Source organism: Bacillus sp. M5A3_1b (assembly GCF_053345335.1).
The window spans coordinates 1091312-1114867 of sequence record NZ_JBKEZY010000001.1; the positions used below are offsets into that span (position 1 = coordinate 1091312).

The following is a 23556-nucleotide window of genomic DNA, read 5'->3' on the forward strand; positions in this document are numbered from 1 at the left end:
CTACTCTTGCCACTATCGATGTTTCTTACACAAACATGACAGTTATGTAAGGCCGGTAAGTAGAGAAATCAAAATTTAACCTACTGAACGAAAGTACTTTGTTACTATAACATTGGGATATCATGCCATCCATTCATTCTCCTTACAGGAACATTACAATTTTGTAAGGTTAAAAATGTCCCCTACAAAGTTGTGCATGAAATGTCGGATGGAGCTATTTTGTTCCTGCTATTCTATTTAACAAGGAGGTCATGATATGGATTCACTTAAAAACATGAATGCGGCAATGCAGTATATTGAAAACAACCTTACAAACGAAATTGATTTTAAAGAAGTCGCAAAAATAGCTTTCTGCTCCGAATATCATTTTAAAAGAATGTTTTCTTTTCTCGCTGGCGTATCACTATCAGAATATATTCGCTGTAGACGTCTTACTCTTGCTGCTTTTGAACTAAAAGATAGCAATGCAAAAGTCATTGATGTCGCTATCAAATATGGGTACAACTCACCCGATTCCTTTACACGTGCCTTTCAAAACTTACACGGTATAACACCTTCAGAAGCTCGAAGTACAATTCGTTCTTTGAAAGCTTATTCACCAATGACCTTCCAGTTATCGATTCAAGGAGGAAATGAAATGAATTATCGAATTAAAGAAAAAGAACCATTTCGAATTATTGGTATACAAAAACGCGTACCAATTGTATTTAACGGTGTAAATGAAGAAATTGCTTCTATGTGGAAAAGTTTAAATCCAGAGTCCATTCAAATGTTAAAGTCACTTTCAAACATGGAACCGAATGGAATCATTAGTGCTTCTACTAACTTTTCTGAAGGAAGAATGGAGGAAAAGGGAGAACTCGATCACTACATTGGAGTAGCTAGGGCGGAAGATTGTCCAGAGCAATTCGCACAACTTGAAGTCACAGCTTCAACGTGGGCCGTATTTGAAGCTGTCGGTCCATTTCCTGAAACATTACAAAATGTATGGGGACGCATTTATTCCGAATGGTTTCCTTCCTCAAACTATGAACTAGCAGAAGGACCAGAAATATTGTGGAATGAACAGAAAGATACATCCTCTCCAAACTTTAAAAGTGAAATTTGGATACCGGTTTTGAAGAAATAAAAAATAAAGCTGCTCTTCCTTAAAAGGAAAAGCAGCTTTTATTTATATTTTTAGTTCTTTTTATAAGCGACGTAGGAATATCCCATCATTAGTCTCGCTGTACCAATAATTATAAATTGTACCCATAACCTTTTTACTTTTCACACTTTTGACCTATACTGTTTATTAGCCTACATTTCAACATAATGAAAAGACTTGAAACACATGATACACTATAACTACAATTGTTTTTTTAGGAGGAATATACATATGTACAAAATTTTAATCGTTGAAGACGATCCAAATATTTCATCATTACTACAATCTCACATTCAAAAATATGGCTATGAAGCTGTTGTTGCGGAGAATTTCGATGATATTATGGAATCGTTTAACGCTGTGAAGCCACATCTTGTTTTACTTGATGTAAACTTACCGAAATTCGATGGTTTCTACTGGTGTCGCCAAATTCGTCATGAATCTACTTGTCCAATTATTTTCATTTCAGCGCGTGCTGGCGAGATGGAACAAATTATGGCGATTGAAAGCGGTGCGGATGATTATATTACAAAACCGTTCCACTACGACGTTGTAATGGCGAAAATTAAAGGTCAATTACGCCGTATTTACGGTGATTATGCGCCAAATATTTCTGAACGTATCGTTGAAGTAGAAGGACTAAAATTATTCCCAGAACGCCCAGAAATTCATTTCGGTGCTGAGCAAGTTCTTTTAACGAAGAAAGAGGCAATTTTAGCAGAAATGTTATTATCAAAATTCCCTCGTACAGCGAGCCGTGAAGATTTATTAGCTGCCCTATGGGATGACGAAAGCTTCGTTGAGGAAAATACATTAAACGTAAACATTACGCGTCTTCGTAAAAAGTTCAATGAGCTTGGTATTGAAAATGCTATTGAAACAGTACGTGGACTTGGGTATCGTTTTAACGCAACTTGGAGTGAATAAGCATGAAGCTATTTTTACGTGATCATTTTGCATTTTTTCTACTATATGTATTAAACTTCGGTATCATTTTCGTTCTTTATGATGCAGTAGATGGATTCCAAAATAATAAGTTTTACTTCATCGTTTTAAGCTTATACTTATTCATTTGTTTCCTCGCTTATCGTTACGTTCGCAATCGTAGAATGTACCATAGATTAAGTGAACAACCAGAGAAAATGGAAGATGCGTTTATTGAAAGAGCGACTGCTCCGATGCCTCACGGTGTAAATGAACTCGTGCGCACGCAATATCGTCTATTCCAAAAAGAACTACAATCGTATGAAGTAAAACAACAAGAACATCAATTATTCATTAACCACTGGGTGCATCAAATGAAGACACCTGTTTCTGTTATGCAGCTTATGGTGCTCGAAATGGAAGATGAACATTTGATTCCGAAATTCAAAAAAGAATTAGAACGATTAAATCAAGGGCTCGATATGGCTTTATATATGGCAAGGTTAAATAACTTCCATGAAGATTTCCATGTTGAGACGATTTCATTAAAAGATGCGGTAACAAAAAATATTAATGGATTAAAAGAACTCTTCATTCGAAACGGCGTCTTCCCTGTTTTAGAAGTTCATTCCGATTTAAAAGTTGCTTCGGATGCGAAATGGCTAAAATTCATTATTTATCAGTTAATGACAAATGCCGTTCGTTACTCTGGTGAGCGCGGAAAGAAAGTATTCCTATCTGCTTACCGAAACGGAAAAGATATTATTTTAGAAGTTCGCGATGAAGGTGTTGGTATTCCGCAAGAAGATATTCGAAGAGTATTTGAACCGTTTTACACTGGGAAAAATGGTCGCGCATTCGGAGAATCTACTGGTATGGGACTTTATATTGTAAGTAAAATTTGTGATTATTTAGGTCACTCTGTCAAACTAGATTCTGAAGTTGGTAAAGGAACGACGATTAAAATCATCTTCCACAACGCTGCAAATAATCAAGCAGAAACTACGGAGAAGGTGGCCGAAGCATGATCGGAACATATGCTAGCAAAATGTATGAGAACTTACTCTCATACATTTTTTGCAATAAAACTACATATTTACCTTCTAGCGAGAGGTACATATTATGACATTTTGGCAATTTGCATTTAAAAATGTAACGCGCAACTCGAGAGCTTATTTTGCTTACTTTGTAAGTAGTTCCTTTTCCATTGCTGTTTTCTTTTCGTTTGCTGTTTACTTATTCCATCCGAAATTACAAAACTTTAGCATGACCGCTGAAATTTCAGGATTAATGATATTTTCAGAAGTTGTAATTGTATTTTTCTCTTTCTTCTTTTTACTATATTCCATTGGTACGTTTTTAAAAGTTCGAAAAAAACAATTTGGAGTTTTGACCGTTTTAGGAATATCGAGAAAGCAATTACATCGTCTCGTTTTTATGGAAAATATGTTAATCGGTATTTTATCTATCTTTTTCGGTATGCAGTTTGGACTTGTCTTCTCGCAGTTTTTCTTATTAGTAACAGCGAAAATTACACATCTACCAGGGATATATTTATATATCCCTACGAATGCTTTCATTTTAACAATGATTGTGTTTCTTGGTCTCTTTATCGCTGTATCTTCATTTACACCCATGCTAATTCGTACGAAAAAGACGGTAAACCTTTTAAAAACTAATGGTAGGAAACAAAAGGAAAGAAAACCATCCATATTTATCTCTCTATTTGGTGCTATCTGTTTATTAAGTGGTTATATTTTAGCTGGAAATCCTAAATATTTCTTCTCAATAAACTCGCAAGTAGGCGTTATATATATGGTTTCAAGTATTTTCGTGATTCCAACGCTCGTTACAATCGGAACATATTTTTTCTTTTCTCAAATTAGTTTCTTACTTATTTATATTTTAAAGAAAAGAAGAAAATTTTATATGAAACGGATTAATATGCTGTGGATTTCGGATTTAGCAAGCCGCATCCGAACGAATATTAATATGCTTTTTATTGTAGCAATGCTATCTACAATTGCTTTCACAATGATTACGTTCCTATATGGAGTGGGAAAGTTTACAAAGCTAGAAGTTACGCGAAGTTCACCTTTTTCATTCTCTTATTTTTCTTATGACGCAAATCCTTTTGTGAATGATCATTTAAATTGGCTTGAACAACAATTACGAAAAGAGAATTTCTCTTATAAAAAAATAAAAGCTGATTTATATGAAACACCACTGAAAGAAGATGAAGGCATAACAGCTTATAATGACATATATGCAATGAAACAAAGTGACTATAATAAACTCGCAGCTTCCCTGCGAATGAAACAACTATTCATGAATGATACTGAAGCATATGTCTTAACAGGTAGCGCTTATGTAACCTTATTCAGCGAATTTGAGCCAAGCTACAATAGAAAGTCTATTACACTTTCTAGCACAAATACGCAATTACAAGTAAAGGGCTATGAACAAGCAGGGGCCATCCCATCTAACTTTTCATACCAAACTTTAATTTTACCTGACACTGTTATAAACAACTTACCAAATACAACAAAGCACGTAGCAGCGTACAATTATAACGTACAAAATTGGGAAAAGACTTATGAAATTGCTGATGATTTTATGAAAAAAATACAAAAAGATCGACAGGAATTCCAATACGAAGGCCCTCTTATACGCTCCTATGAATCAGCAGATTCATTATACAGAATCACATCTGGTAGTGCCGCGTACTTCCTAATCGGGACATTCTTAGGTGTCATTTTCTTTATTGGAGCAGGTAGCGTTCTTTACTTCAGAATGTATACTGATTTAACGAACGAGCAAGAAAAGTATGTAACCATTTCTAAAATCGGTGTAACAGATGCAGAGATGAAAAGATCTGCAACCATTCAACTTAGCATTTTATTTTTCGTTCCTTACGTTATGGCGTCCATTCATACAATGTTCGCAACAAAAATGCTTCAAGACGTAATTGCTTTATCACTATTCAAAGAAATTTCAGCAGTTCTTATTATTTTTGGAGTAGTTGAAGTCATCTTTTTCTTATTCATTCGTTCGCTTTATATGCAAAAATTATCACAATATACTAATACACATTAAAAAAGTTATTACATGAGAAGGTGGGATCTCTTCCCTCCTTTTTCATGCTCATTATATTAGGAGGTTCAGGTGAATGACATTTTGGCAGTTTGCATTCAAAAACGTAACCCGGAACGCCAGAGCTTATTTCGCCTATTTTGTAAGTAGTGCATTTTCCATTGCAATTTTTTTCTCGTTTGCGGTTTATTTATTTCATCCTAAATTGCATATGACAGGCGTGAATGCTGCTCTGAACATATTAATGACAATTTCAGAAGTTGTTATTGTTTTCTTTTCGTTTTTCTTTTTACTATATTCAATCGGTACTTTCTTAAAAGTACGAAAAAAACAATTTGGGATTTTAACAGTACTTGGTATATCTCAAAAACAATTAAAAAGACTTGTATTTCTAGAAAACATGCTAATTGGTGTTCTTTCCATATTTTTCGGCATTCAACTTGGACTTGTCTTTTCACAGTTCTTTCTACTAGTTACCGCCAAAATTACACATGTACCTGGTTTATATTTATATTGGCCAACGAGTGCTATTATTTTAACTATGATCATCTTTCTTGGACTCTTCATTCTCGTTTCATCTTTTACGCCGATGCTCATTCGGACGAGAAAGGCTGTACGTCTTTTAAAAGAAGGAACAAAGCAAAAAGAAAGAAAAGCATCCGTGCTCATCTCTCTATTTGGTGCGACATGTTTAATATCTGGATACGTACTAGCAGCAAATCCGCTATATTTCATATCGCTTGGCGACGTAATTGGAATTTTGTACGCCGTCACCAGTATATTTGTCATTCCTTCACTCGTTGCGGCTGGAACATATTTTTTCTTTTCACAAATTAGTTTTTTATTCATTCGTATATTAAAAACGAGAAGAAAATTTTATATGAAACGTATTAATATGCTTTGGATTTCTGATTTAGCAGCTCGCATTCGGACAAATATTAACATGCTCTTTATTGTAGCGATGCTATCAACACTCGCTTTCACTATGATTACGTTCTTATACGGTTTTGGGAAATTCACAAAGTTTGATGCAATAAGGGAAAATCCTTTTCCTTTTACGTATTTATCACATACTGAAAATACGTTGGCGGATGAACATTTGAATTGGTTAGAACAAAAATTTAACGAAGAACAATTTACTTATAAACAATTTAAAACGGATATATATGAAGTATCTTCGGCTGAAGAGAACCCAAAGCTCTATTATGCAATTAAACAAAGTGATTACAATATACTTGCTAAGGCGTTAAACTGGGAACATCTCAACGTAAAAAATAATGAATCTTATATCCTTATGAAAGACATAGATGATCAATTCATTGGCACAATTTATGATACAGACAGGAAAGATATTCTTACACTTACTCAAAACAGCCTACAGCTACAAGTAAAAGAATATAAAAATTATAATCCTTTCCCAAACAGCTTAGTCTCAACATTACTCGTATTATCTGATGAAAATGTAGAGGCATTATCATCGGTTTCAAAACAGATGAGTGTATATAACTTTAAAGTTAACGATTGGGAAAAAGCACATAACATCGGTTCGGAATTTATAACAAAAATTGATAATGATAATGAAGCGATTAAGGCTGAGCACCCACCATTCCATGCAAGTGAAGCAAGTGATTCTCTATACACAACTAAACTCAATGTCGCTTCCTTCTTCTTAATTGGTACTTTCTTAGGTGTTATTTTCTTTATCGGTGCTGGCAGTGTTCTTTACTTCCGGATGTATACAGATTTAACAAATGAGCAAGAAAAGTATGTGACGATTACAAAAATCGGTTTAACAGAAGCCGAGATGAAACGATCTGCTACAATTCAACTTGCGATTCTGTTCTTTGTCCCATACATTATGGCATCGATCCATACGATGTTTGCGACAAAGATGCTACAAGAAGTTTTACATCTCTCGTTCTTCGCTGAGATTACAGTCGTACTGATGATTTTTGGAACGGTTGAAATTTTATTTTTCCTTTTAATTCGTTCCTTTTATATGCAAAAATTATCACAACACATTAAGTTTTAAAGGATAGAAAGGTGATTACTATGGAAGAAGTTTTACACATAAAAAACGTCTCAAAAGTGTATGAAGGAAAAGTCCCTCATACTGCTTTGAAAAATATAAATTTACATGTAGATAAGGGGGAATTTGTTGCTATCATGGGGCCATCTGGTAGTGGTAAATCTACATTTTTAAACGTTATCTCTACAATTGATTCCCCTACTTCTGGTGATGTCGTGATTAACGGAAAAAAACCGCACACATTTCGTAGAGAGAAGTTAGCTATTTTCCGCCGCCAAGAGTTAGGATTTGTTTTCCAAAACTTCAACTTACTAGATACACTAACAATCGGTGAAAATATCGTACTACCTTTAACATTAGATAATATTCCATTAAAGGAAATGGATGAAAAGCTTGATAACATTTCCAAGAAACTTGGAATTGATCATATTTTGGATAAACGTATTTTTGAAGTTTCTGGGGGACAAGCACAGCGTACCGCAGTAGCTCGTGCTGTTATTCATCACCCTTCACTTCTACTTGCTGATGAACCAACGGGAAACTTAGATTCAAAAGCAGCAATCGATGTAATGGAGTTATTTACGAAATTGAATAAAGAAGAAGATGCAACAATTTTAATGGTTACGCACGATCCGTTCGCAGCAAGTTATTGTAACCGCGTCATTTTCATTAAAGATGGAGAGCTTTACAATGAACTTCACCGCGGACTATATCGCGAGAAGTTTTATCAAGAAATATTAGATGTTTTAGCTTTATTAGGAGGAAGACGTGGATGACATTTTGGCAATTTGCATTTAAAAATGTCTCGCGTAATTCGAAAGCATATTTCGCTTATTTTGTAAGCAGCGCATTTTCTATCATGGTTTTCTTTTCATTTACTGTATATGCGTTCCATCCACGTTTACAAAGTGTACAAGGTTTTCAAGAACGAGATCCTCTTATGAATTCGGCTAGTACTGCACAGTTTATTATTGTTTTGTTCTCGTTCTTCTTTCTCTTATATTCAGTTGGATCATTTTTTAATGTACGAAAGCAACAATTCGGGATACTCACTATTCTTGGTATCTCACAAAGACAATTAAAAAGACTGTTATTTACTGAAAACATGATGATCGGGATACTGTCTATCTTTATCGGTATTCAAGGTGGCCTTGTATTTTCTAACTTCTTCTTATTAGTCACTTCGAAATTAACAGGTGCGAAAGGCCTCTATTTATATTGGCCAACCGAAGCGATTATCGTTACAACCGTAACGTTTATCATTTTATTTTTAATCGTTTCTACATTTACACCGATGTTTATTCGTACTCGTAAAACAGCGAAGCTCATTAAAGGTAACAAAAAAATGAAAGCTGAAAAAAGACCATCTATACTCATTTCTTTATTCGCTTTAATCTGTTTAGGGCTATGCTATTATATCGCCGGTTATCCACAAGGATATGTAACAGATAAAAATGCCCAAAATGGATCTGTCTTCTTTATTATATTATCTATTTTGCCACTCGTAGTAGTCGGGACATATTTATTCTTTTCACAAACATTTCTTCTTTTCATCTATATTTTAAAGAAACGAAGAAAGTTTTATTTGAAACAAATAAATATGTTATGGATTTCAGATTTAGTTTCTCGTACCCGTAGTAATATTAATGTACTCTTTATCGTTTCTATGCTATCTGCACTTGCATTTACAATTATTATTGGTTTATTCGCTGCTAATAACAATACAACAGCATCGGTACTAGAACGATATCCCGTCCCCTTCACTTATACATCAGAAGGTGACAATTCCCTTGAACAAAAGCATATTACTACAATTGAAACTGAGCTTACAAATAATAATTTTCAGTACAGAAAATATAAGTTTACAGTAGTAAAAGATACAGCTTCAAAAGAAGACATTATGCTTATGAAGATGAGTGATTATAACGCAATTGCTAAACAATTGAAAAGACCGGAAATAACACTTGATTCTACACAAGTGTATATTATTTCTCGCCACTCACCAGAACTTCTCAATCTCGTATCTAATCCATTTGCAAAGCATAATACGATTACACTTGGATCTAATAAAAAAGAATTTCATATTAAAGGGTTTATTAATAAGGGAATAGAACCATCCTTTGCATTCCCACATTTAGCTGTCGTACAAGATTATGTATTTGATAATATGATTCCTCATATTGAAACAACCGTAATCTATAACTACTTCGTAGAAAACTGGGAAAATGCAATCGTTCCAACAAAAAATATGTTACGTGTTATTAGTGGTGATGCACGTAAGTTCTACGAAAAGCATACAGAAGAGAACGCTCAAGTTCCTTTCTTCATATATACAGCTACGGATGAACTCATTTACGGTAAAGGAAATGCAGTTGCTCAATTCTTTATTTGGGCATTTCTTGGCTTTATCTTCTTTATCGGTGCGGCTAGTGTTTTATATTTCCGTATGTATAACGACTTAACAACTGAAAGACAAAAGTATATTACGATTACAAAACTTGGCTTAACAGAATCAGAAATGTTTCGTTCTGCAACGATTCAATTAGGAATATTATTTTTCGTTCCTTATATTGTTGCTGGTATTCATACAATATTCGCCATTAAGTTTTTACAAAGCATGTTTTCTTTCTCATTACTGAAAGAGACATTAATCGTACTCACTTTATTCGGGATTATTGAGATCATTTTCTTCTTCTTAATCCGTTCTCTGTACATTAATAAATTATCACAGCATATAAAAATATGAATAAAATAGCCTTGTGCATAATGCACAAGGCTATTTTCAATAGTTTTTAATTAGCAGCAATATCCACCATAGCCGCCGCCATAACCGCCGTAACCACCATAACCACAACCGCCTCCGCCTCCGCCGAAGCAGCTAGCACCGATGATAATTAATAAAATAAACAATACGATTAGAAGCGCAAAACCGCCTCCGCAACCATGGTTTCTGCGGTTACAATCATCATGTCTGTGTTCACACTTTTCGCTCATTACTCTATTCCTCCTTTAGTATCATTCATAACAAGTTCACCTTGCTCTAAATGAGGGGATTCCATTTATAGTATGTTTTCAGGGCGAATAGGAAGCTTGGCTTACCTAAAAACGGGCTTGTTTTTGGAAATGGGCTTCATCAAAAAAAAGATACCAGTTAAGGTATCTTCTAAATAAACATATTTAATAAAAGCGCAAAGCCAAATGCAATAAATGATAACAATGTCTCCAACACCGTCCACGTTTTAAACGTTTCCTTCACCGTTAATCCTAAATACTCTTTTACAAGCCAAAATCCTGCATCATTTACGTGAGAAAACATTAATGATCCTGCACCTGTTGCTATAACGAGCAATTCTAAATTTACACCTGACATGTGCTGAATAACTGGTGAAACAATCCCTGCTGCTGTCGTTAATGCTACTGTCGCTGAACCTGTTGCAATTCGAATTAATCCAGCTACCATGAAAGCTAATACAATTGGTGATAACGATATATGTTCTGCCATTTGCGCAATCGCTGTTCCAACGCCGCTTTCAATTAATATTTGTTTAAATCCACCGCCTGCACCGATAATTAAAATAATAGAACCGACCGGTAATAAACTATCGTCTGTTAATTTTTTAATCATCTTTTTATTAATGCCTTGTCTCATGCCAAGTAAATAAAACGCTGCAAAACATGAAATGAGTAAAGCGATTACTGGGCTTCCTATAAAGACGAAAAATTCAGTTATCTTTTTCAGTAATGAAATATATGGTGCGACTACTGATAAAATCATCAATACAACTGGTAATAAAATAATAAAGAATGAAACTTTACGACTCGGTAAATCAGTTGAGACAGTCGTAACTCGAATAAGCTCTGGTTCATTTTCAGGTATAACCCTTTTATGTACCCAATTTGCAAATATCGGTCCTGCGATAATGGCTGTTGGTAACGCGATAATTAATGAATATAAAAGTACCTTTCCTAAGCTCGCGTTATAAATACCGATTGCTGTCATCGCCCCTGGATGTGGTGGCACGAGCCCGTGAACAATAGATAATCCAGCAATAACAGGTAACGCAATTAATAATATATTTTGCTTCGTCGTTTTTCGAATGGAAATAACAAGTGGTAATAAAATGACGATCCCCACTTCAAAAAATACCGGAATCCCTATAACAAATCCTGCAAATAACATAGCCCAAGGTAGTTTCTTTACACCGAAAAATCGAATAAAGAAGTCTGCCACTTGCATGCCGGCCCCTGAATCGGACATCATTTTTCCTAAAATTGTTCCGAGAGCTAAAATACCAACTAAATGCCCTAGTACACTACCAACACCAGTTTCATAGGCAGTTACTATTTTCGTCAAATTCAATCCAGACATGATAGCTAAAAATAAACTCGCAACTGTTAAACTAATAAATGCATGCCATTTCCACCATGATACCCCTAAAATAACAATCGCGATTGCAAATAATGTGACGATTAATAAGTATATATCCATCTCCCATTCCCCTTACTTTATAAAGTGAAACTTTAATCAGTGGGGGTTTTGTTCATCCCCCACTGATTATTAGTTGAACCAATCGGACGTTTATGGACAGTCGATCTCCCACCTAACTTCTTTGCTCCAACTGAATTTTGAGGTGGGAGTTTTACTGTCCGTTAACGCGGGATAAAAAAAGAGGGAAACTCCCTCTTTTTTATACGTCATAATTTACTACATAATGCTGCATTTCTGTATTGTAGTAGCCTTCGCTATATTCAATTACTTCGCCAACTTCATCGTAAGAATAGCGCATACGTTTTAATAGCGCTGTCCCCTCTTTTTCACCTAACGCTTCTGCAACAAAACTAGGCGCAAGCCCAACAGCGAATTCATCTCTGAAGTTTTCTAAATGTATACCTCGGTCTTCCACTAAATCGTAAAGCGATTGCAAGTCAAAGTCCGATAAATCTGTACTTGCCATGTGTGCCGAGAAATAGTGCGTATAATGAATATACGGTGCATCATGTAACGTATATAAACGTTCGATACGAAAACTTTCCTTACCGAATAATCGAAATGGCACCGTTCCTTCTTCATTATGAACGATTTCTGCTTTGAGCAATTTCTTCTGTACTTTATATCCTTCTTCCACTAACACTTCTGTAAATTTCTTACCCTTTGACAACTTTGTCGCAGAAGTATTGCGGATAACTTTCGTTCCTTTACCGCTTTTCTTTTCTAAATATCCTTCTTGAGCAAGTTCTTTAATCGCATTACGCACTGTAATTTTGCTCACTTTGAACTCTTCTTCTAACTGCGGTTCGGAAGGAATATTCGTATGAATCGCATATACACCATGCAATATTCGATCACGAATAATATTTTTTATTTGTAAATATAATGGTCCTTTTTTCCTCGTTACGTTCACCGTTACACCCACTACCTTTCTACATCACCTACTGATGCCGTCATTGCCCGAAGTATATCCTTCTCTGATGACATTGGCGTATCACCGACGATTGTATGTGCAAGCATTCCAGCTGCTGACGCAAATGAAACAGCTTTCTCTGGTGCAAACTCTTCTATCTCGCCATGAATAATTCCGCTCGTATAAGCATCTCCAGCACCTATTCTATCATATACAGAAAACGTAAGTGTTTTTGCAAAAGTGAACGCACCATCTTTACATATAAACCCGCGAAGCGAGTGTGTATTATCGCTATTAATAGAGCGATGTGTACCAGCAATTGTAGCGATATGATATGTTTCAGCCACTTTTGGAATAAGATCAATAAGTTGTGCTTCTCGCTCCGTCTCTTCTGTTTTCATTCCAAGAACGAACATTGCATCTTTTTCGTTCATCATAACGATATCAGCAAGAGCTAGCATTTCTTCATAATGCGATTTCGCCTGCTCATATCCGTCTTCTCCCCAAAGAGATGGACGATAGTTGCAATCAAAAACGACAGTACCTCCGTTTTCTTTCACTGCTTTCGCTAAAGATTTCATATGATGGCGCACCGTATCATTCATCGCAAGTGTAATGCCGCAAAAATGAACGATATCAATTTCCTTTGCGATTTCTTCAAATTGGTACATGTCTTCACATGCCGTATTGAAGCTACTTTCTAATCGATTTGAATATGTAACGCGGCTTGCACGTGCTCCAAATCCATTTTCTAAAAAGTACATGCCGACATATTTACCGCCTCTTGAAATAAACGGTGCCCGAATGCCTAACTTTTGAATATGTGATACCGCAGCATCCCCTACAGAATTTTCCGGTAAAGTTGAAATAAGAAAGCCTTCATGTCCGAGATGAGAAAGTGCTGCTGCAACGTTCACACCTGTACCAGAAAAGGAGTAATTTAATGTGTTAGCTTGCGACAATAACTCATATCCTGGTACTTGCAGGCGCATCATTACTTCGCCGAATGCTGCAATTTTCTTACGCATATTGATCAACTAATTTCTTCACGACTGCTAATAATTCGCGAACATCTTCTACTTTCGTATTGCCAGTTTCTTTATCAATAATAGAAGAGTACACGTGCGGGATCACTTGCTCTACGTTTGCTTCAAGCGCAATACGTACAATTGTTTCGAAGTTTTCTTTATCAATTCCGCCTGTTGGCTCTAATGCAAATCCTTCTTCCGCACAAGCTTTCGCAACTGCGCGATATTCTTCTTCGTGAGCTAGCCCTTTCATTGGGAAGTATTTCAATGAATTTCCGCCCATATCGCGTACAAGTGCGATCGCTGTTTTAATTGGAACGATTGCTTTTTCTTCTCCAGCTGCACTAATTGGACCAGTAGAAATATTTACGTACCCTACTTTTCCTGTTGGAGATACTAAACTATTAATCCAGCTATCTTTTCCGCCAAGATTTGCACGTGTCGCTCCAACTGAAGGGAACACTTGGTTAATATGGCTACCAGGATAATGTTTCGCAATTTCTGCTACAACTGCCGCTTGGCGATTATCTCCAGCTCCTAGTCCGATTGATACTGCGTCATCAATTTCTTTTCCGTATGCTTTCATCGCTGTAACGGCTTCTTCTACTGTTGGGTAGTCTTTTGATAACACTCCGACTACTACATAACCTTCTGCTGCCTCAAAAATGTCTTTCGCATTTTCGATATTGTTCGCTAATACATTTAATGCTACGCGGCCTTTATAAAAACGTTTTTGAATGTTTGTCATTTTAGTTTCCCCCTACAATTTCTCTCATTTTTTCTTCAATTACATGTATGTCATCACCTTGAAGTGGACGTGGATCGATATCAAAGAATCCTTGTCTTACTCCGTAATCACGTGTATAAATTGCGATTTCCCCTTCGCGTAATGCTGCTACAACATCTTTTGCTGATTTATTTAACTCGTTCTCGTTAATATGAATACGTGCTCTAAAGATTGCTCTTCCTGCTTCATCTTGAACGATTGTTACATTTACACCATTTAATTCTTTTAGCGGCATAAGTACTTGTAATAATTCTTTTTCTTGCTCACTCTTATCTTCTTTTACTCCGTACTCATCAAGTGCTTGAAGTAAGCCGAAAGTTGTTTCTTTACCAACTTTCATACTTCTTCCGATGCAATGTAATTGCACTTTCAGCCACTCGATATATTTTCGTTTTCCGCCGATAATACCAGAAGTCGGTCCTTCAATTGCCTTTGAACCGCTATAAATGGCAAGGTCTGAATACTTCACATACTTTTGAATATCTTCTTCAGCTGCCGCATCGACGATAAGTGGGATGTTATTTCGCTGCGCAACTTCCCATGCTTCTTCAACAGAAATCATATTTTTTTGCACAGCGTGATGTGACTTCACATACAGAATTGCTGCTGTATTTTCACCAATCGCCTCTTCAATATGCTCTGCTTTCCCTTCATTTGCATAGCCAACTTCTACAAGTTTACCCCCGCCTAAGTAAATCATCGTTTCAACAGGAGCACCGTATTGAACGTTATGACCTTTTAACATAATCACTTCGTTTTTCGCGATGACCTCTTGATGAAGTCTTTCACTTTTACGGCGATTTCCTTCTGTAACGATACCAGCGATAGAAAGCGCAATTCCGCTCGATGCTGAATTCACAACGACTGCTGCCTCTGAATCTAGAATTCTCGCAATATGGTCTCCTGCTTTATCTACTAAATCTGCAATTTCCACATAATTTTGTCCGCCATGTTTCATCGCATCCATAACTGTATCTGTAGGAGCGGATACACCTAAAATACTCATTCTACCGCTCGCATTAATTACTCTTTTTAATCCGTACTTAGCATTCAATGAATGACCCATTGATTACAACCCCTTTCGTATCAATCCTTCTTTCAGCAATGCGCTGATCCCCTTCTGAATCAATTAACGTAATCGGTTCATCTTTCACCGTAAATAAAGTTAAGTTTGCAATATCGCCTTCTTGAATACGGCCAAGCTCTGGTTTCTTCAGCCACTCTGCCGCATTTTTCGTCACCGCATTTATTACTTCTTCTAGCGGATACCCTAAGTAAAGGAATTTCGAAAGAACGTGAGCCATACTATACACTGGACCGTGTATACGATTCTTCCGGTAAATGTCTGTACTAATTGTATGAAAGGCAATACCGTGACGCTTCGCCGCTTCTGCTACTTTAAAAGAAAAACTAGCATTACCGTGACCAACATCTAAATGAACACCGCGCTTCACTGCATCTATTAATACAGGTAGCGGTTTGCCTTCTTCATCAAACAAATTATTTTCTTTCCCGTTTAAGTAATGTGTAATGACATCATCTTTTTCTAAAAGAGGTACAACTTCCTCAATGCGAGGAGGCGCCGAACCGATATGTACCATAATCGGTAATGATGTTTCACGGGATAAAGAGCGCGCTACATGAAGCGGTTCAATTCCGCTGTCACAAACGACACTTTTACTCATTCTCGCCTTTAACCCAACGATTACATCTTTATACTTTTCTACTGCTTCTATTACTTTCTCTTTATCTATCCATTCCATGTTGGATAATTCATCAATTCGTTTCAAACCGATGCGAGAAATATTTAAAAAGGCAAATAAATTCGTTTTTGCCTGCTCTCTACTTTGTACTAAATCTGCAATGCGATCAGCTCCGCAGCTACCCGCATCAACAATTGTCGTTACCCCTTGCTTAACGCCAATTTCATCCACCTCATCGCCATACGGATCAAACTCTGGAAAAGCATGAACGTGTAAATCAATCCAGCCACTCGATACGTAAGTACCTGAGTAATCAAGAACCTTTCTACCCTCGCCAGCACCTGCTTTCGTCACCTGTGCGATTTTATTATTTTCAATTACAATGTCAATCTCTTCCCCGTTCACACGTTTCACATTACGTAGTACGAATCGTTCTGTCATTGTATTTCCACCCTTTTCTATAAGAAGCCATAAGAATACGCTTACATTAAAATTTCATTTTATATCTCTTTCACACGTTTAGCGTAACACAAAAAAAAGAAGAAGTAAATATAACGTTATAATGTTTAAAAGTGAAATAAAAGATGCCCCTCAAAATAATGATAGTTTAGGAAATTATATTAACGATTCGACAAGACATATCGATTTACTGACAAAAAAAACAATCCCTTTCTTATATACGAAAAGGCTGCTCCAAAAGGGAACAACCTCTTTATCTATTCCTGAACCGTCACAATAACCCCGTCCACATTGTTCCCCGAAATTTCATACTGCTTATTTACCGGAACATTCACTTTCATGTTCCCGGACACTTTATAATAAGAAACCGTATATTTCTTACCTTCTACATTCGTTGAAATTTCTTTTTTCTCTTTTAAGAAGTCTAAGTATTCCTCTAATGTAATTTTCTCTTTTTGCATAATGGCACTATGCGGTAAGCCGACATAACGTATATGCCACGGCTCATATTGAATGCCTGTAATATGACTTTTATTTTTCGGATAACGTAACACAAAGCCCTGCTTCCATACGTTCTCTTCAATCCACTTTCCTTCAGGCGCTTTTTCCATTTTCTTTTGCGTTGATCCAACGTCCAGTGATAATCCTAAATTATGTTCACTATACCCTGCCGGGAGTGCATAGTCAGAGCCCATTTTTTCATATAACTTTTCTTGCTCTTGAAAATCTCGATATCCGCTACTCATTAAGAAATGCTGTACGCCATCTTTCCCAGCTGCATCGACAACGTTCAAAAACTTGCTCACAACATCCTTTGATAAACGAAGATTTCTATCAAATATCACATAACCTCTTACTAATTCACTATTGTGATTTACATTTATAATATCAGACCTAATACTGTCTTTTTTTACTGGGTAATCTTTATTAACTAATAACAGATCCCCTTTATAAATGTCTTCTTTTGTAACCTCTATATTTTCCGTATTCGCAGCTCTTACCGTATTATCTTTTTCTGCAACTTTAACATCGATCTCTTTTTGAAATAATGGTGATATATAAAAGCCTACGCAGATTGTGCATGCTATAAAAAGAGAAATAAATACCCACTTTTTCATCTCTAGTTCCTCCTTAACGTAACTTACGTATAGAATAGAAAAAACTATTAAAATAAAAAGTGGGATAAAGTTTAAATTTTTATTAAATTGCTTCGATTTCTTCTTTTGGCAATCTCACTTCAAATATCGTTCTAATCACATTACTTTCAGCAGAAATCTTCCCGTCATGCTGCTCAACAATATTTTTCGCAATAAATAGCCCAAGGCCTGTACCACCTTGTTGCTCTGATCTTGCCTTATCACCTGTATAAAACATATCAAAAAGATACGGTAAATCTTCTTCTGGAATGCTATCTCCGTAATTAATAATTTGTACGACTACCTCTTCACCTTCAATATACCCGTTCACATCAACAAACTTTCCATCATACCCGTAGCGAATCGCATTCGTTAAAAGATTTTCAAATACCCTCGCTAATAATTTCCCGTCACCGTTAATAGGTAACTGCGGCGTGATATTCAATCTCGCTTCTAATTCCTTCTTTTCTAATAACGGATACAATTCTTCATCTAACTGAATAAGCAATTCACCTACATCAATTGGTCTTTTGTCCAGCTTCAGCATCCCATAATTCATTCTTGTGATTTCAAATAATTCATCAATTAAACTTTCCAGCCTTTCGGACTTCGTAAAAGCAATTGTGGAAAAGTGTTTAATTTGTTCCTTCGTCAAATTCTCATCTTTAAGAATTAAATCTAAATATCCTAAAACAGATGTTAACGGCGTTCTTAAATCGTGAGCTAAGTTAACAATGAGTTGGTCTTTACTACTTTCTGCAAAGTCTCCTCGTTCTACTGCTTCCTTTAATTTTTCACTCGCTACATTTATTTCACGTGCGATATATCCAAACTCATCATTTGATGACACGCGCACTTCATTTGTAAAATCTCCGTTCGCCAAATGATGAATCCCGCTCGAAATCTCATCAAAATATTTTACATACGGTCTAGTAAGGAAGAAGAAAAACATAATGGATAGAGGGATGAAAATAATTAAAAAGAAATTAACATCCCCAATTTGTCTTACCATGGAACGAAATTGAGCTAATGGATCCTCAAAACGAACGACTAATTTATAATAAATCCGTAATCCTTCATAAATGATATACGTTACGCCACCAGCAAATATCATACTTAACGCAAATAGCATAACCATCTTCGAGCGAAAGCTTCTCATCTTTTTAGCCATTGAAAGTATACCCTACTCCCCACACTGTTTTTATTAACTTATTCTTTCTTTTATCTTCCCCAAGTTTTTTCCGCAACGTACGGATATGTACCATAACTGTATTTCCGCCTTCAAAATAATCATCGGCCCATACTTGCTGAAAAATATTTTCCACATTGTACACTTTCTTCGGATGGCTCGCTAATAAATACAAAATATCAAACTCTTTCGGTGTTAATTCAACTTGTTCTCCGTACACATTTACTGTTCTTCGCTCAGGATCAATAACGACTCCGCCTACCTCTAAAGCAGATTTATTCTCCGCTACTTTCGGCTGATTTAACGTAAGAAATCGGCGTAATTGTGCATTTACACGCGCAACTAATTCAATCGGTGTAAAAGGCTTGGTCATATAATCATCTGCGCCTAATACAAGACCTGTCACCTTATCAAAATCAGACGTTTTCGCACTTAAGAAAATGATTGGCATATGGTGCTTCGCGCGAATTTGGCGCGTCACTTCATACCCATCCATTTTCGGCATCATAATATCTAGAACCACTAAGTCGATTGGCTGCGTTTCAATAACCTGAATTGCCTCTTCTCCATCAGCTGCTTTCACGACGTGATAACCTTCTTTTTCTAAATGTATCTCAATTAAATCAGCAATTTCTGCCTCATCATCCACTATTAAAATTGAAATGCGCTTCATTTTACTCCCCCTTATATACGCTCGATTGTAAACTAGTCTATCCCATTTGTACAATACGAAAAGGTTACTCATGAGAGTAACCTTAGTAAATGAAATTATATCGACGATTTTTCAAATATATCGAACACAACTTGAAATATATCAACGATTTTTTTAATATATCGACGTTTCGACAAGGGATATCGACTTACCGACAATTACCGACGAAATTCGCCCGCTATTTGAAAGACTCAACCTACCGCTCAAACACAATCCGCTGCTTCGTGATTTCCGCCAGCCTTCCTCGATTTACTTCATACTCAGTGTCAACACTTTGCGGTACAATCACCTTTCCGCCCTCAAGCATCACTTCCGGCGAAATAATATCCTTCTCCCAGTGCCTACTAGAGGCAGATATATCACCTGGAATCGTAAAGTTTGGCAGTGAAGCAAGCGCAACATTTTGTGCTCGTGAAATCCCCATTTCTACCATACCGCCGCACCAAACGGGTATGTTGTGCTCCATGCAATAATTATGGATTTGAATAGATTCTGTTAATCCACCCACTCGCCCTGGTTTAATATTAACGATTCGGCAACTGCCAAGCGTAATCGCAACGCGCGCGTCTTCTAAACTATGGATGCTTTCGTCTAAACAAATCGGCGTTTCGATTTTCTTTTGCAACTGTGCATGGTCGAGAAAATCGTAATCCGCTAACGGTTGTTCAATCATCATCAATTGAAATTCATCTAGTCGTTTCAGCTTCTCCGTATCTGCTAACGTATAGGCTGAGTTTGCATCAGCCATTAACGGGATGCGCGGGAACTCTTTACGAATTTCTTTCAATAATTCGTAATCATGCTCTGGCTTTATTTTCACTTTAAAACGCTCATATCCTTCTTCTGCATACTTCTCGATTTGTTTTAACATAACCGGAATTGTATTGATACCAATCACAACGCCTACTTCAATTTCAGTCCTAGTTCCGCCAAGTAACGTCGCTAGTGATTTCTGTTCACGCTTCGCATATAAATCCCAAACAGCTCCTTCAATTCCGGCCTTTGCCATTCGGTTTCTTTTTATATGCTGGAACAAACCTGGCACTTCATTCGGATGAGAAATCTCAGCTTTTAATAAATCCGGTATTAAAAAATCTTGAAGTACATGTAGCGCTGTCTTCACCGTTTCTTCCGTATACCACGGTTCAGAGAACGCAACAACTTCGCCAAATCCAATGTATCCGTCCGTATTTTCTAATTCAATGACGATACTTTCACGCTTTTCATACGTTCCGTAGCTTGCAGCAAACGGAATGACGAGTGGCATTTCCGTTATATGAAGTGTCGCTTTTTTTATTTCCACTTACATCTCCTCCACTAATTGTCTTAACTCTCGTCTTAACAATTTTTTCGAAGCATTTCGTGGTAATTCCTCTAAGAAACATGCTTTCTTCGGCACTTTATATTTTGCTAATTTCTCCTCGCAAAAATGCAGAATTTCTTCTTCTGTTACCTCTCCACTTTTTACAACAAAAGCAGCAGGTACTTGTCCCCATTTATCGTCAGCCATACCGACAACACCAGCTTCTGCTACCATTGGATGAGAGAGTAACACTTCTTCAATTTGAGCCGGATATATATTCTCTCCGCCAGAAATAATTAAATCACTGCGGCGATCTAGTACGTATAAAAATCCTTCTTCGTCTAAATAACCGAGGTCACCAGTATGAAGCCATCCGTTTTGAATTGTTTCGCGTGTCGCATCTTCACGGTTAAAGTAACCGCCTGTTACGTTTGGTCCTTTTACTACGATCTCGCCTTCCACAAACGGCGTTACTACTACGCCATCTTTTTCAATACGAAGTTGGCACTGAAATAGTGGTTTCCCAGCTGATCCTACTTTCGTTAACATATAATCTGCTGATAACGTACAAATTTGCGACGACGTTTCTGTCATACCGTACGTTTGATACACAGGAATTCCTTTATCTACACAAGTTTCTAATAACGGTTTCGGCGCTGGTCCTCCGCCAAGTAACATACATCGTAAAGAAGATGGATATGTCTCTTCTCCAAGTCTCTCTAATAAATCAGTTAACATTTTAGAAACGACAGAAATGATCGTAACACCTCTCGTTTGAAGTGCTTTATGAATAAAATCAGCATCATATTTCGGAACGAGTAAAATACGCATTCCGTACATAACATTTTTCATTAAAAGAGATAGCCCGCCAACGTGGAACATTGGCATACAAGCTAACCACCAATCATCATCACGAAGTCCTAAATTAAGCGAAGAACCGACTGCGCTTGCCCAGTGATTGCCGTACGTTAAAATAACGCCTTTCGGTTTTCCTGTCGTCCCTGACGTATAAATGATTGTCATCGCTTCTTCTAAAGAGAATTCTTCTTGTATAGAGGCTTCCGCCTTCGATCCATTCATCACTTCGGCGAACGAATATACAAGAACATCCTTAGCCTCGAAATCTTGATCCGTCACTAAGCATATAACTTCAGCATCATCGATTTGCCAAAGTAGCTCTTCTCTTGAAAGACGCGTATTTAAAAGCACAGCTACTGCACCTACGTAAGATAGGGCGTGAATAACTGTAATCATCTCCATACCATTTTTCATCAGAACAGCCACCTTTTGCCCACGCTTCACTCCTACATGCGTGAGGTGTTCACAAACAGATACTACTTTTTCATGCAGCTGCATAAAAGTAACTTTCTCTTCCTCTATTTCAATTGCAGTGCGATCTGGTGTTAAAAATGCACGTTGCTTTAACCAATTTGGCATCGTCTCCATCATACATTCTCCTTTCATGAAAGAAAGAGACTTGATATGACATCAAGTCTCTTAGTTGTTTTATTTCCGGTTGATCTCATCTAGCTGTGCCTCCTAGCCCCTTCCGTCTAAGAACCTTCCGCACGAGAAAGTAAAAAACACTTTCTGTGCGAAAGAACCTTAGCCTACGAGGCTAAACAGTCGGCTCCGCTTTTGGTTTCATCCAGCTACAGCGGCTAGAATGTTCGGTGGCTTCATTTCTTCCTACGAGGCAAAAAGCGCCTCTTCGTCAGAAGCTCCATCCCCCTCACATTCTAAGCGAGCCGCTTCCGCTTTTGGTTTGATCAAGGGAAACGAGGGAATTGACCGAAGTCCGGACTGCGTTTTTCTTTGAACGCGTCACGACCTTCTTTTGCTTCGTCAGTTGTGTAGTACAATAACGTTGCATCTCCAGCTAGTTGTTGAATACCAGCTAGACCGTCTGTGTCTGCGTTGAATGCAGCTTTTAGGAAACGAAGTGCCATTGGGCTGTTTGCTAAGATTTCTTGTGCCCATTGTACTGTTTCTGCTTCAAGTTCTTCTAATGGTACTACTGTGTTTACTAAGCCCATATCAAGCGCTTCCTGTGCGCTGTATTGACGGCATAGGTACCAAATTTCGCGAGCTTTCTTGTGGCCTACCATACGAGCTAAGTAACCAGCTCCGTATCCACCGTCAAAGCTTCCTACTTTAGGACCTGTTTGCCCGAATACAGCGTTGTCTGCAGCGATTGTTAAGTCACATACGATATGAAGTACGTGTCCACCACCGATTGCATAACCTGCTACCATTGCGATAACTGGTTTAGGAATTGCGCGAATTAGACGTTGTAAGTCTAATACGTTTAAACGAGGGATTTGGTCGTCACCTACATATCCACCATGACCGCGAACTTTTTGGTCGCCGCCAGAACAGAATGCACGTCCACCTTCACCTGTTAAAATGATAACGCCAACATTTGCATCATCACGAGCGTGTGCAAAAGCGTTGATTAACTCCATTACCGTTTTAGGACGGAATGCGTTATGTACTTCAGGACGGTTAATCGAAATCTTTGCGATACCATTGTATGTTGAATAAATAATATCTTCGTAATTGCCTTCTTTTACCCATTCAATAGCCATTACAACTACCTCCTTGTATATTTCTGATCTCCTCTATAAGTGTAGCTTCCTTCTTA

At 37.1% G+C, this 23556-nt stretch carries 20 protein-coding genes; 7 read left to right on the forward strand and 13 right to left on the reverse strand.

The genetic code is table 11. The features are described from left to right. Positions 1-256 precede the first annotated feature (256 nt). The 7 genes from ACLBWW_RS05855 to ACLBWW_RS05885 all read left to right on the forward strand — a co-directional run bounded on the left by ACLBWW_RS05855 (position 257) and on the right by ACLBWW_RS05885 (position 9939). The gene (locus ACLBWW_RS05855) at positions 257-1129 is read left to right on the forward strand and encodes an AraC family transcriptional regulator (RefSeq protein WP_048541112.1); all 873 of its coding nucleotides are present in this window, start codon (positions 257-259) and stop codon (positions 1127-1129) included. Between the two features lie 249 nt (positions 1130-1378). Beyond that, entirely contained in the window at positions 1379-2074 is a 696-nt protein-coding gene (locus ACLBWW_RS05860; RefSeq protein WP_000276736.1) for a response regulator transcription factor, read from the forward strand. Positions 2075-2076: 2 nt separating this feature from the next. After that, positions 2077-3099: a sensor histidine kinase gene (locus ACLBWW_RS05865; RefSeq protein WP_048541114.1), complete on the forward strand. Its 1023-nt coding sequence runs from the start codon at positions 2077-2079 to the stop codon at positions 3097-3099. A 94-nt stretch (positions 3100-3193) separates the two neighbouring features. Continuing rightward, positions 3194-5167 (forward strand): FtsX-like permease family protein, encoded by a 1974-nt coding sequence (locus ACLBWW_RS05870; RefSeq protein WP_048541116.1) that lies wholly within the window; start codon positions 3194-3196, stop codon positions 5165-5167. A 73-nt stretch (positions 5168-5240) separates the two neighbouring features. After that, the gene (locus ACLBWW_RS05875; RefSeq protein WP_447613930.1) at positions 5241-7196 is read left to right on the forward strand and encodes an FtsX-like permease family protein; all 1956 of its coding nucleotides are present in this window, start codon (positions 5241-5243) and stop codon (positions 7194-7196) included. A gap of 20 nt (positions 7197-7216) precedes the next feature. Beyond that, complete coding sequence (locus ACLBWW_RS05880) at positions 7217-7969, forward strand: ABC transporter ATP-binding protein (RefSeq protein ID WP_000393249.1); 753 nt, start codon at positions 7217-7219, stop codon at positions 7967-7969. Continuing rightward, positions 7966-9939 (forward strand): FtsX-like permease family protein, encoded by a 1974-nt coding sequence (locus ACLBWW_RS05885; RefSeq protein WP_098131964.1) that lies wholly within the window; start codon positions 7966-7968, stop codon positions 9937-9939. The genes ACLBWW_RS05880 and ACLBWW_RS05885 overlap by 4 nt, the downstream gene beginning before the upstream one ends. Before the next feature lie 50 nt (positions 9940-9989). On the opposite strand, the gene ACLBWW_RS05890 is transcribed toward ACLBWW_RS05885, so the two are convergent. From ACLBWW_RS05890 to menB, 13 genes are all read right to left on the reverse strand, one after another. Then, a complete protein-coding gene (locus tag ACLBWW_RS05890) occupies positions 9990-10187 on the reverse strand; it encodes a YjcZ family sporulation protein (protein WP_001290407.1) in 198 nt (65 codons plus the stop codon). 169 nt (positions 10188-10356) lie between these two features. Then, the gene (gene gntP, locus ACLBWW_RS05895) at positions 10357-11682 is read right to left on the reverse strand and encodes a gluconate permease GntP (protein ID WP_447613931.1); all 1326 of its coding nucleotides are present in this window, start codon (positions 11680-11682) and stop codon (positions 10357-10359) included. A gap of 199 nt (positions 11683-11881) precedes the next feature. Next, the gene (locus ACLBWW_RS05900) at positions 11882-12607 is read right to left on the reverse strand and encodes a GntR family transcriptional regulator (RefSeq protein ID WP_098088832.1); all 726 of its coding nucleotides are present in this window, start codon (positions 12605-12607) and stop codon (positions 11882-11884) included. Next, on the reverse strand, positions 12607-13623 hold the full coding sequence (locus ACLBWW_RS05905; protein ID WP_098642132.1) for a sugar kinase: 1017 nt from the start codon (positions 13621-13623) through the stop codon (positions 12607-12609). The genes ACLBWW_RS05900 and ACLBWW_RS05905 overlap by 1 nt, the downstream gene beginning before the upstream one ends. Next, positions 13616-14371, reverse strand: coding sequence for a 2-dehydro-3-deoxy-phosphogluconate aldolase (gene dagF, locus ACLBWW_RS05910; protein ID WP_044793624.1), 756 nt, complete (start codon positions 14369-14371; stop codon positions 13616-13618). Before dagF ends, ACLBWW_RS05905 begins: the two co-directional genes overlap by 8 nt. Position 14372: 1 nt before the next feature. Further along, a complete protein-coding gene (locus tag ACLBWW_RS05915) occupies positions 14373-15476 on the reverse strand; it encodes a DgaE family pyridoxal phosphate-dependent ammonia lyase (protein ID WP_048541129.1) in 1104 nt (367 codons plus the stop codon). After that, complete coding sequence (locus ACLBWW_RS05920; RefSeq protein WP_048541131.1) at positions 15454-16554, reverse strand: amidohydrolase/deacetylase family metallohydrolase; 1101 nt, start codon at positions 16552-16554, stop codon at positions 15454-15456. Before ACLBWW_RS05920 ends, ACLBWW_RS05915 begins: the two co-directional genes overlap by 23 nt. Before the next feature lie 275 nt (positions 16555-16829). Then, the gene (locus tag ACLBWW_RS05925; RefSeq protein ID WP_098131965.1) at positions 16830-17690 is read right to left on the reverse strand and encodes a M15 family metallopeptidase; all 861 of its coding nucleotides are present in this window, start codon (positions 17688-17690) and stop codon (positions 16830-16832) included. 82 nt (positions 17691-17772) lie between these two features. Further along, a complete protein-coding gene (locus tag ACLBWW_RS05930; protein ID WP_048541136.1) occupies positions 17773-18879 on the reverse strand; it encodes a HAMP domain-containing sensor histidine kinase in 1107 nt (368 codons plus the stop codon). Next, positions 18872-19570 (reverse strand): response regulator transcription factor, encoded by a 699-nt coding sequence (locus ACLBWW_RS05935; RefSeq protein ID WP_048541138.1) that lies wholly within the window; start codon positions 19568-19570, stop codon positions 18872-18874. The genes ACLBWW_RS05930 and ACLBWW_RS05935 overlap by 8 nt, the downstream gene beginning before the upstream one ends. A 235-nt stretch (positions 19571-19805) precedes the next feature. Continuing rightward, positions 19806-20912, reverse strand: coding sequence for an o-succinylbenzoate synthase (menC, locus tag ACLBWW_RS05940; protein WP_048541139.1), 1107 nt, complete (start codon positions 20910-20912; stop codon positions 19806-19808). Beyond that, positions 20913-22358, reverse strand: a complete 1446-nt coding sequence (locus tag ACLBWW_RS05945; RefSeq protein WP_447613932.1) for an o-succinylbenzoate--CoA ligase — start codon at positions 22356-22358, stop codon at positions 20913-20915. It lies immediately after the preceding gene. A 323-nt stretch (positions 22359-22681) separates the two neighbouring features. Then, complete coding sequence (gene menB / locus ACLBWW_RS05950; RefSeq protein ID WP_000963888.1) at positions 22682-23500, reverse strand: 1,4-dihydroxy-2-naphthoyl-CoA synthase; 819 nt, start codon at positions 23498-23500, stop codon at positions 22682-22684. Positions 23501-23556 lie beyond the last annotated feature (56 nt).

Excerpts from the sequence above, each read along its gene's own strand:
- ACLBWW_RS05920 (WP_048541131.1), bottom strand. The coding sequence starts at position 16,554 with ATGACAGAACGATTCGTACTACGTAATGTGAAACGTGTGAACGGGGAA.
- ACLBWW_RS05915 (WP_048541129.1), bottom strand. The coding sequence starts at position 15,476 with ATGGGTCATTCATTGAATGCTAAGTACGGATTAAAAAGAGTAATTAAT.
- ACLBWW_RS05945 (WP_447613932.1), bottom strand. The coding sequence starts at position 22,358 with ATGGAGACGATGCCAAATTGGTTAAAGCAACGTGCATTTTTAACACCA.
- ACLBWW_RS05930 (WP_048541136.1), bottom strand. The coding sequence starts at position 18,879 with ATGGCTAAAAAGATGAGAAGCTTTCGCTCGAAGATGGTTATGCTATTT.
- ACLBWW_RS05875 (WP_447613930.1), top strand. The coding sequence starts at position 5,241 with ATGACATTTTGGCAGTTTGCATTCAAAAACGTAACCCGGAACGCCAGA.
- ACLBWW_RS05890 (WP_001290407.1), bottom strand. The coding sequence starts at position 10,187 with ATGAGCGAAAAGTGTGAACACAGACATGATGATTGTAACCGCAGAAAC.
- dagF (WP_044793624.1), bottom strand. The coding sequence starts at position 14,371 with ATGACAAACATTCAAAAACGTTTTTATAAAGGCCGCGTAGCATTAAAT.
- ACLBWW_RS05880 (WP_000393249.1), top strand. The coding sequence starts at position 7,217 with ATGGAAGAAGTTTTACACATAAAAAACGTCTCAAAAGTGTATGAAGGA.
- ACLBWW_RS05860 (WP_000276736.1), top strand. The coding sequence starts at position 1,379 with ATGTACAAAATTTTAATCGTTGAAGACGATCCAAATATTTCATCATTA.
- ACLBWW_RS05855 (WP_048541112.1), top strand. The coding sequence starts at position 257 with ATGGATTCACTTAAAAACATGAATGCGGCAATGCAGTATATTGAAAAC.
- menB (WP_000963888.1), bottom strand. The coding sequence starts at position 23,500 with ATGGCTATTGAATGGGTAAAAGAAGGCAATTACGAAGATATTATTTAT.
- ACLBWW_RS05905 (WP_098642132.1), bottom strand. The coding sequence starts at position 13,623 with ATGCGTAAGAAAATTGCAGCATTCGGCGAAGTAATGATGCGCCTGCAA.
- ACLBWW_RS05925 (WP_098131965.1), bottom strand. The coding sequence starts at position 17,690 with ATGAAAAAGTGGGTATTTATTTCTCTTTTTATAGCATGCACAATCTGC.
- ACLBWW_RS05865 (WP_048541114.1), top strand. The coding sequence starts at position 2,077 with ATGAAGCTATTTTTACGTGATCATTTTGCATTTTTTCTACTATATGTA.
- ACLBWW_RS05935 (WP_048541138.1), bottom strand. The coding sequence starts at position 19,570 with ATGAAGCGCATTTCAATTTTAATAGTGGATGATGAGGCAGAAATTGCT.
- gntP (WP_447613931.1), bottom strand. The coding sequence starts at position 11,682 with ATGGATATATACTTATTAATCGTCACATTATTTGCAATCGCGATTGTT.
- ACLBWW_RS05870 (WP_048541116.1), top strand. The coding sequence starts at position 3,194 with ATGACATTTTGGCAATTTGCATTTAAAAATGTAACGCGCAACTCGAGA.
- ACLBWW_RS05885 (WP_098131964.1), top strand. The coding sequence starts at position 7,966 with ATGACATTTTGGCAATTTGCATTTAAAAATGTCTCGCGTAATTCGAAA.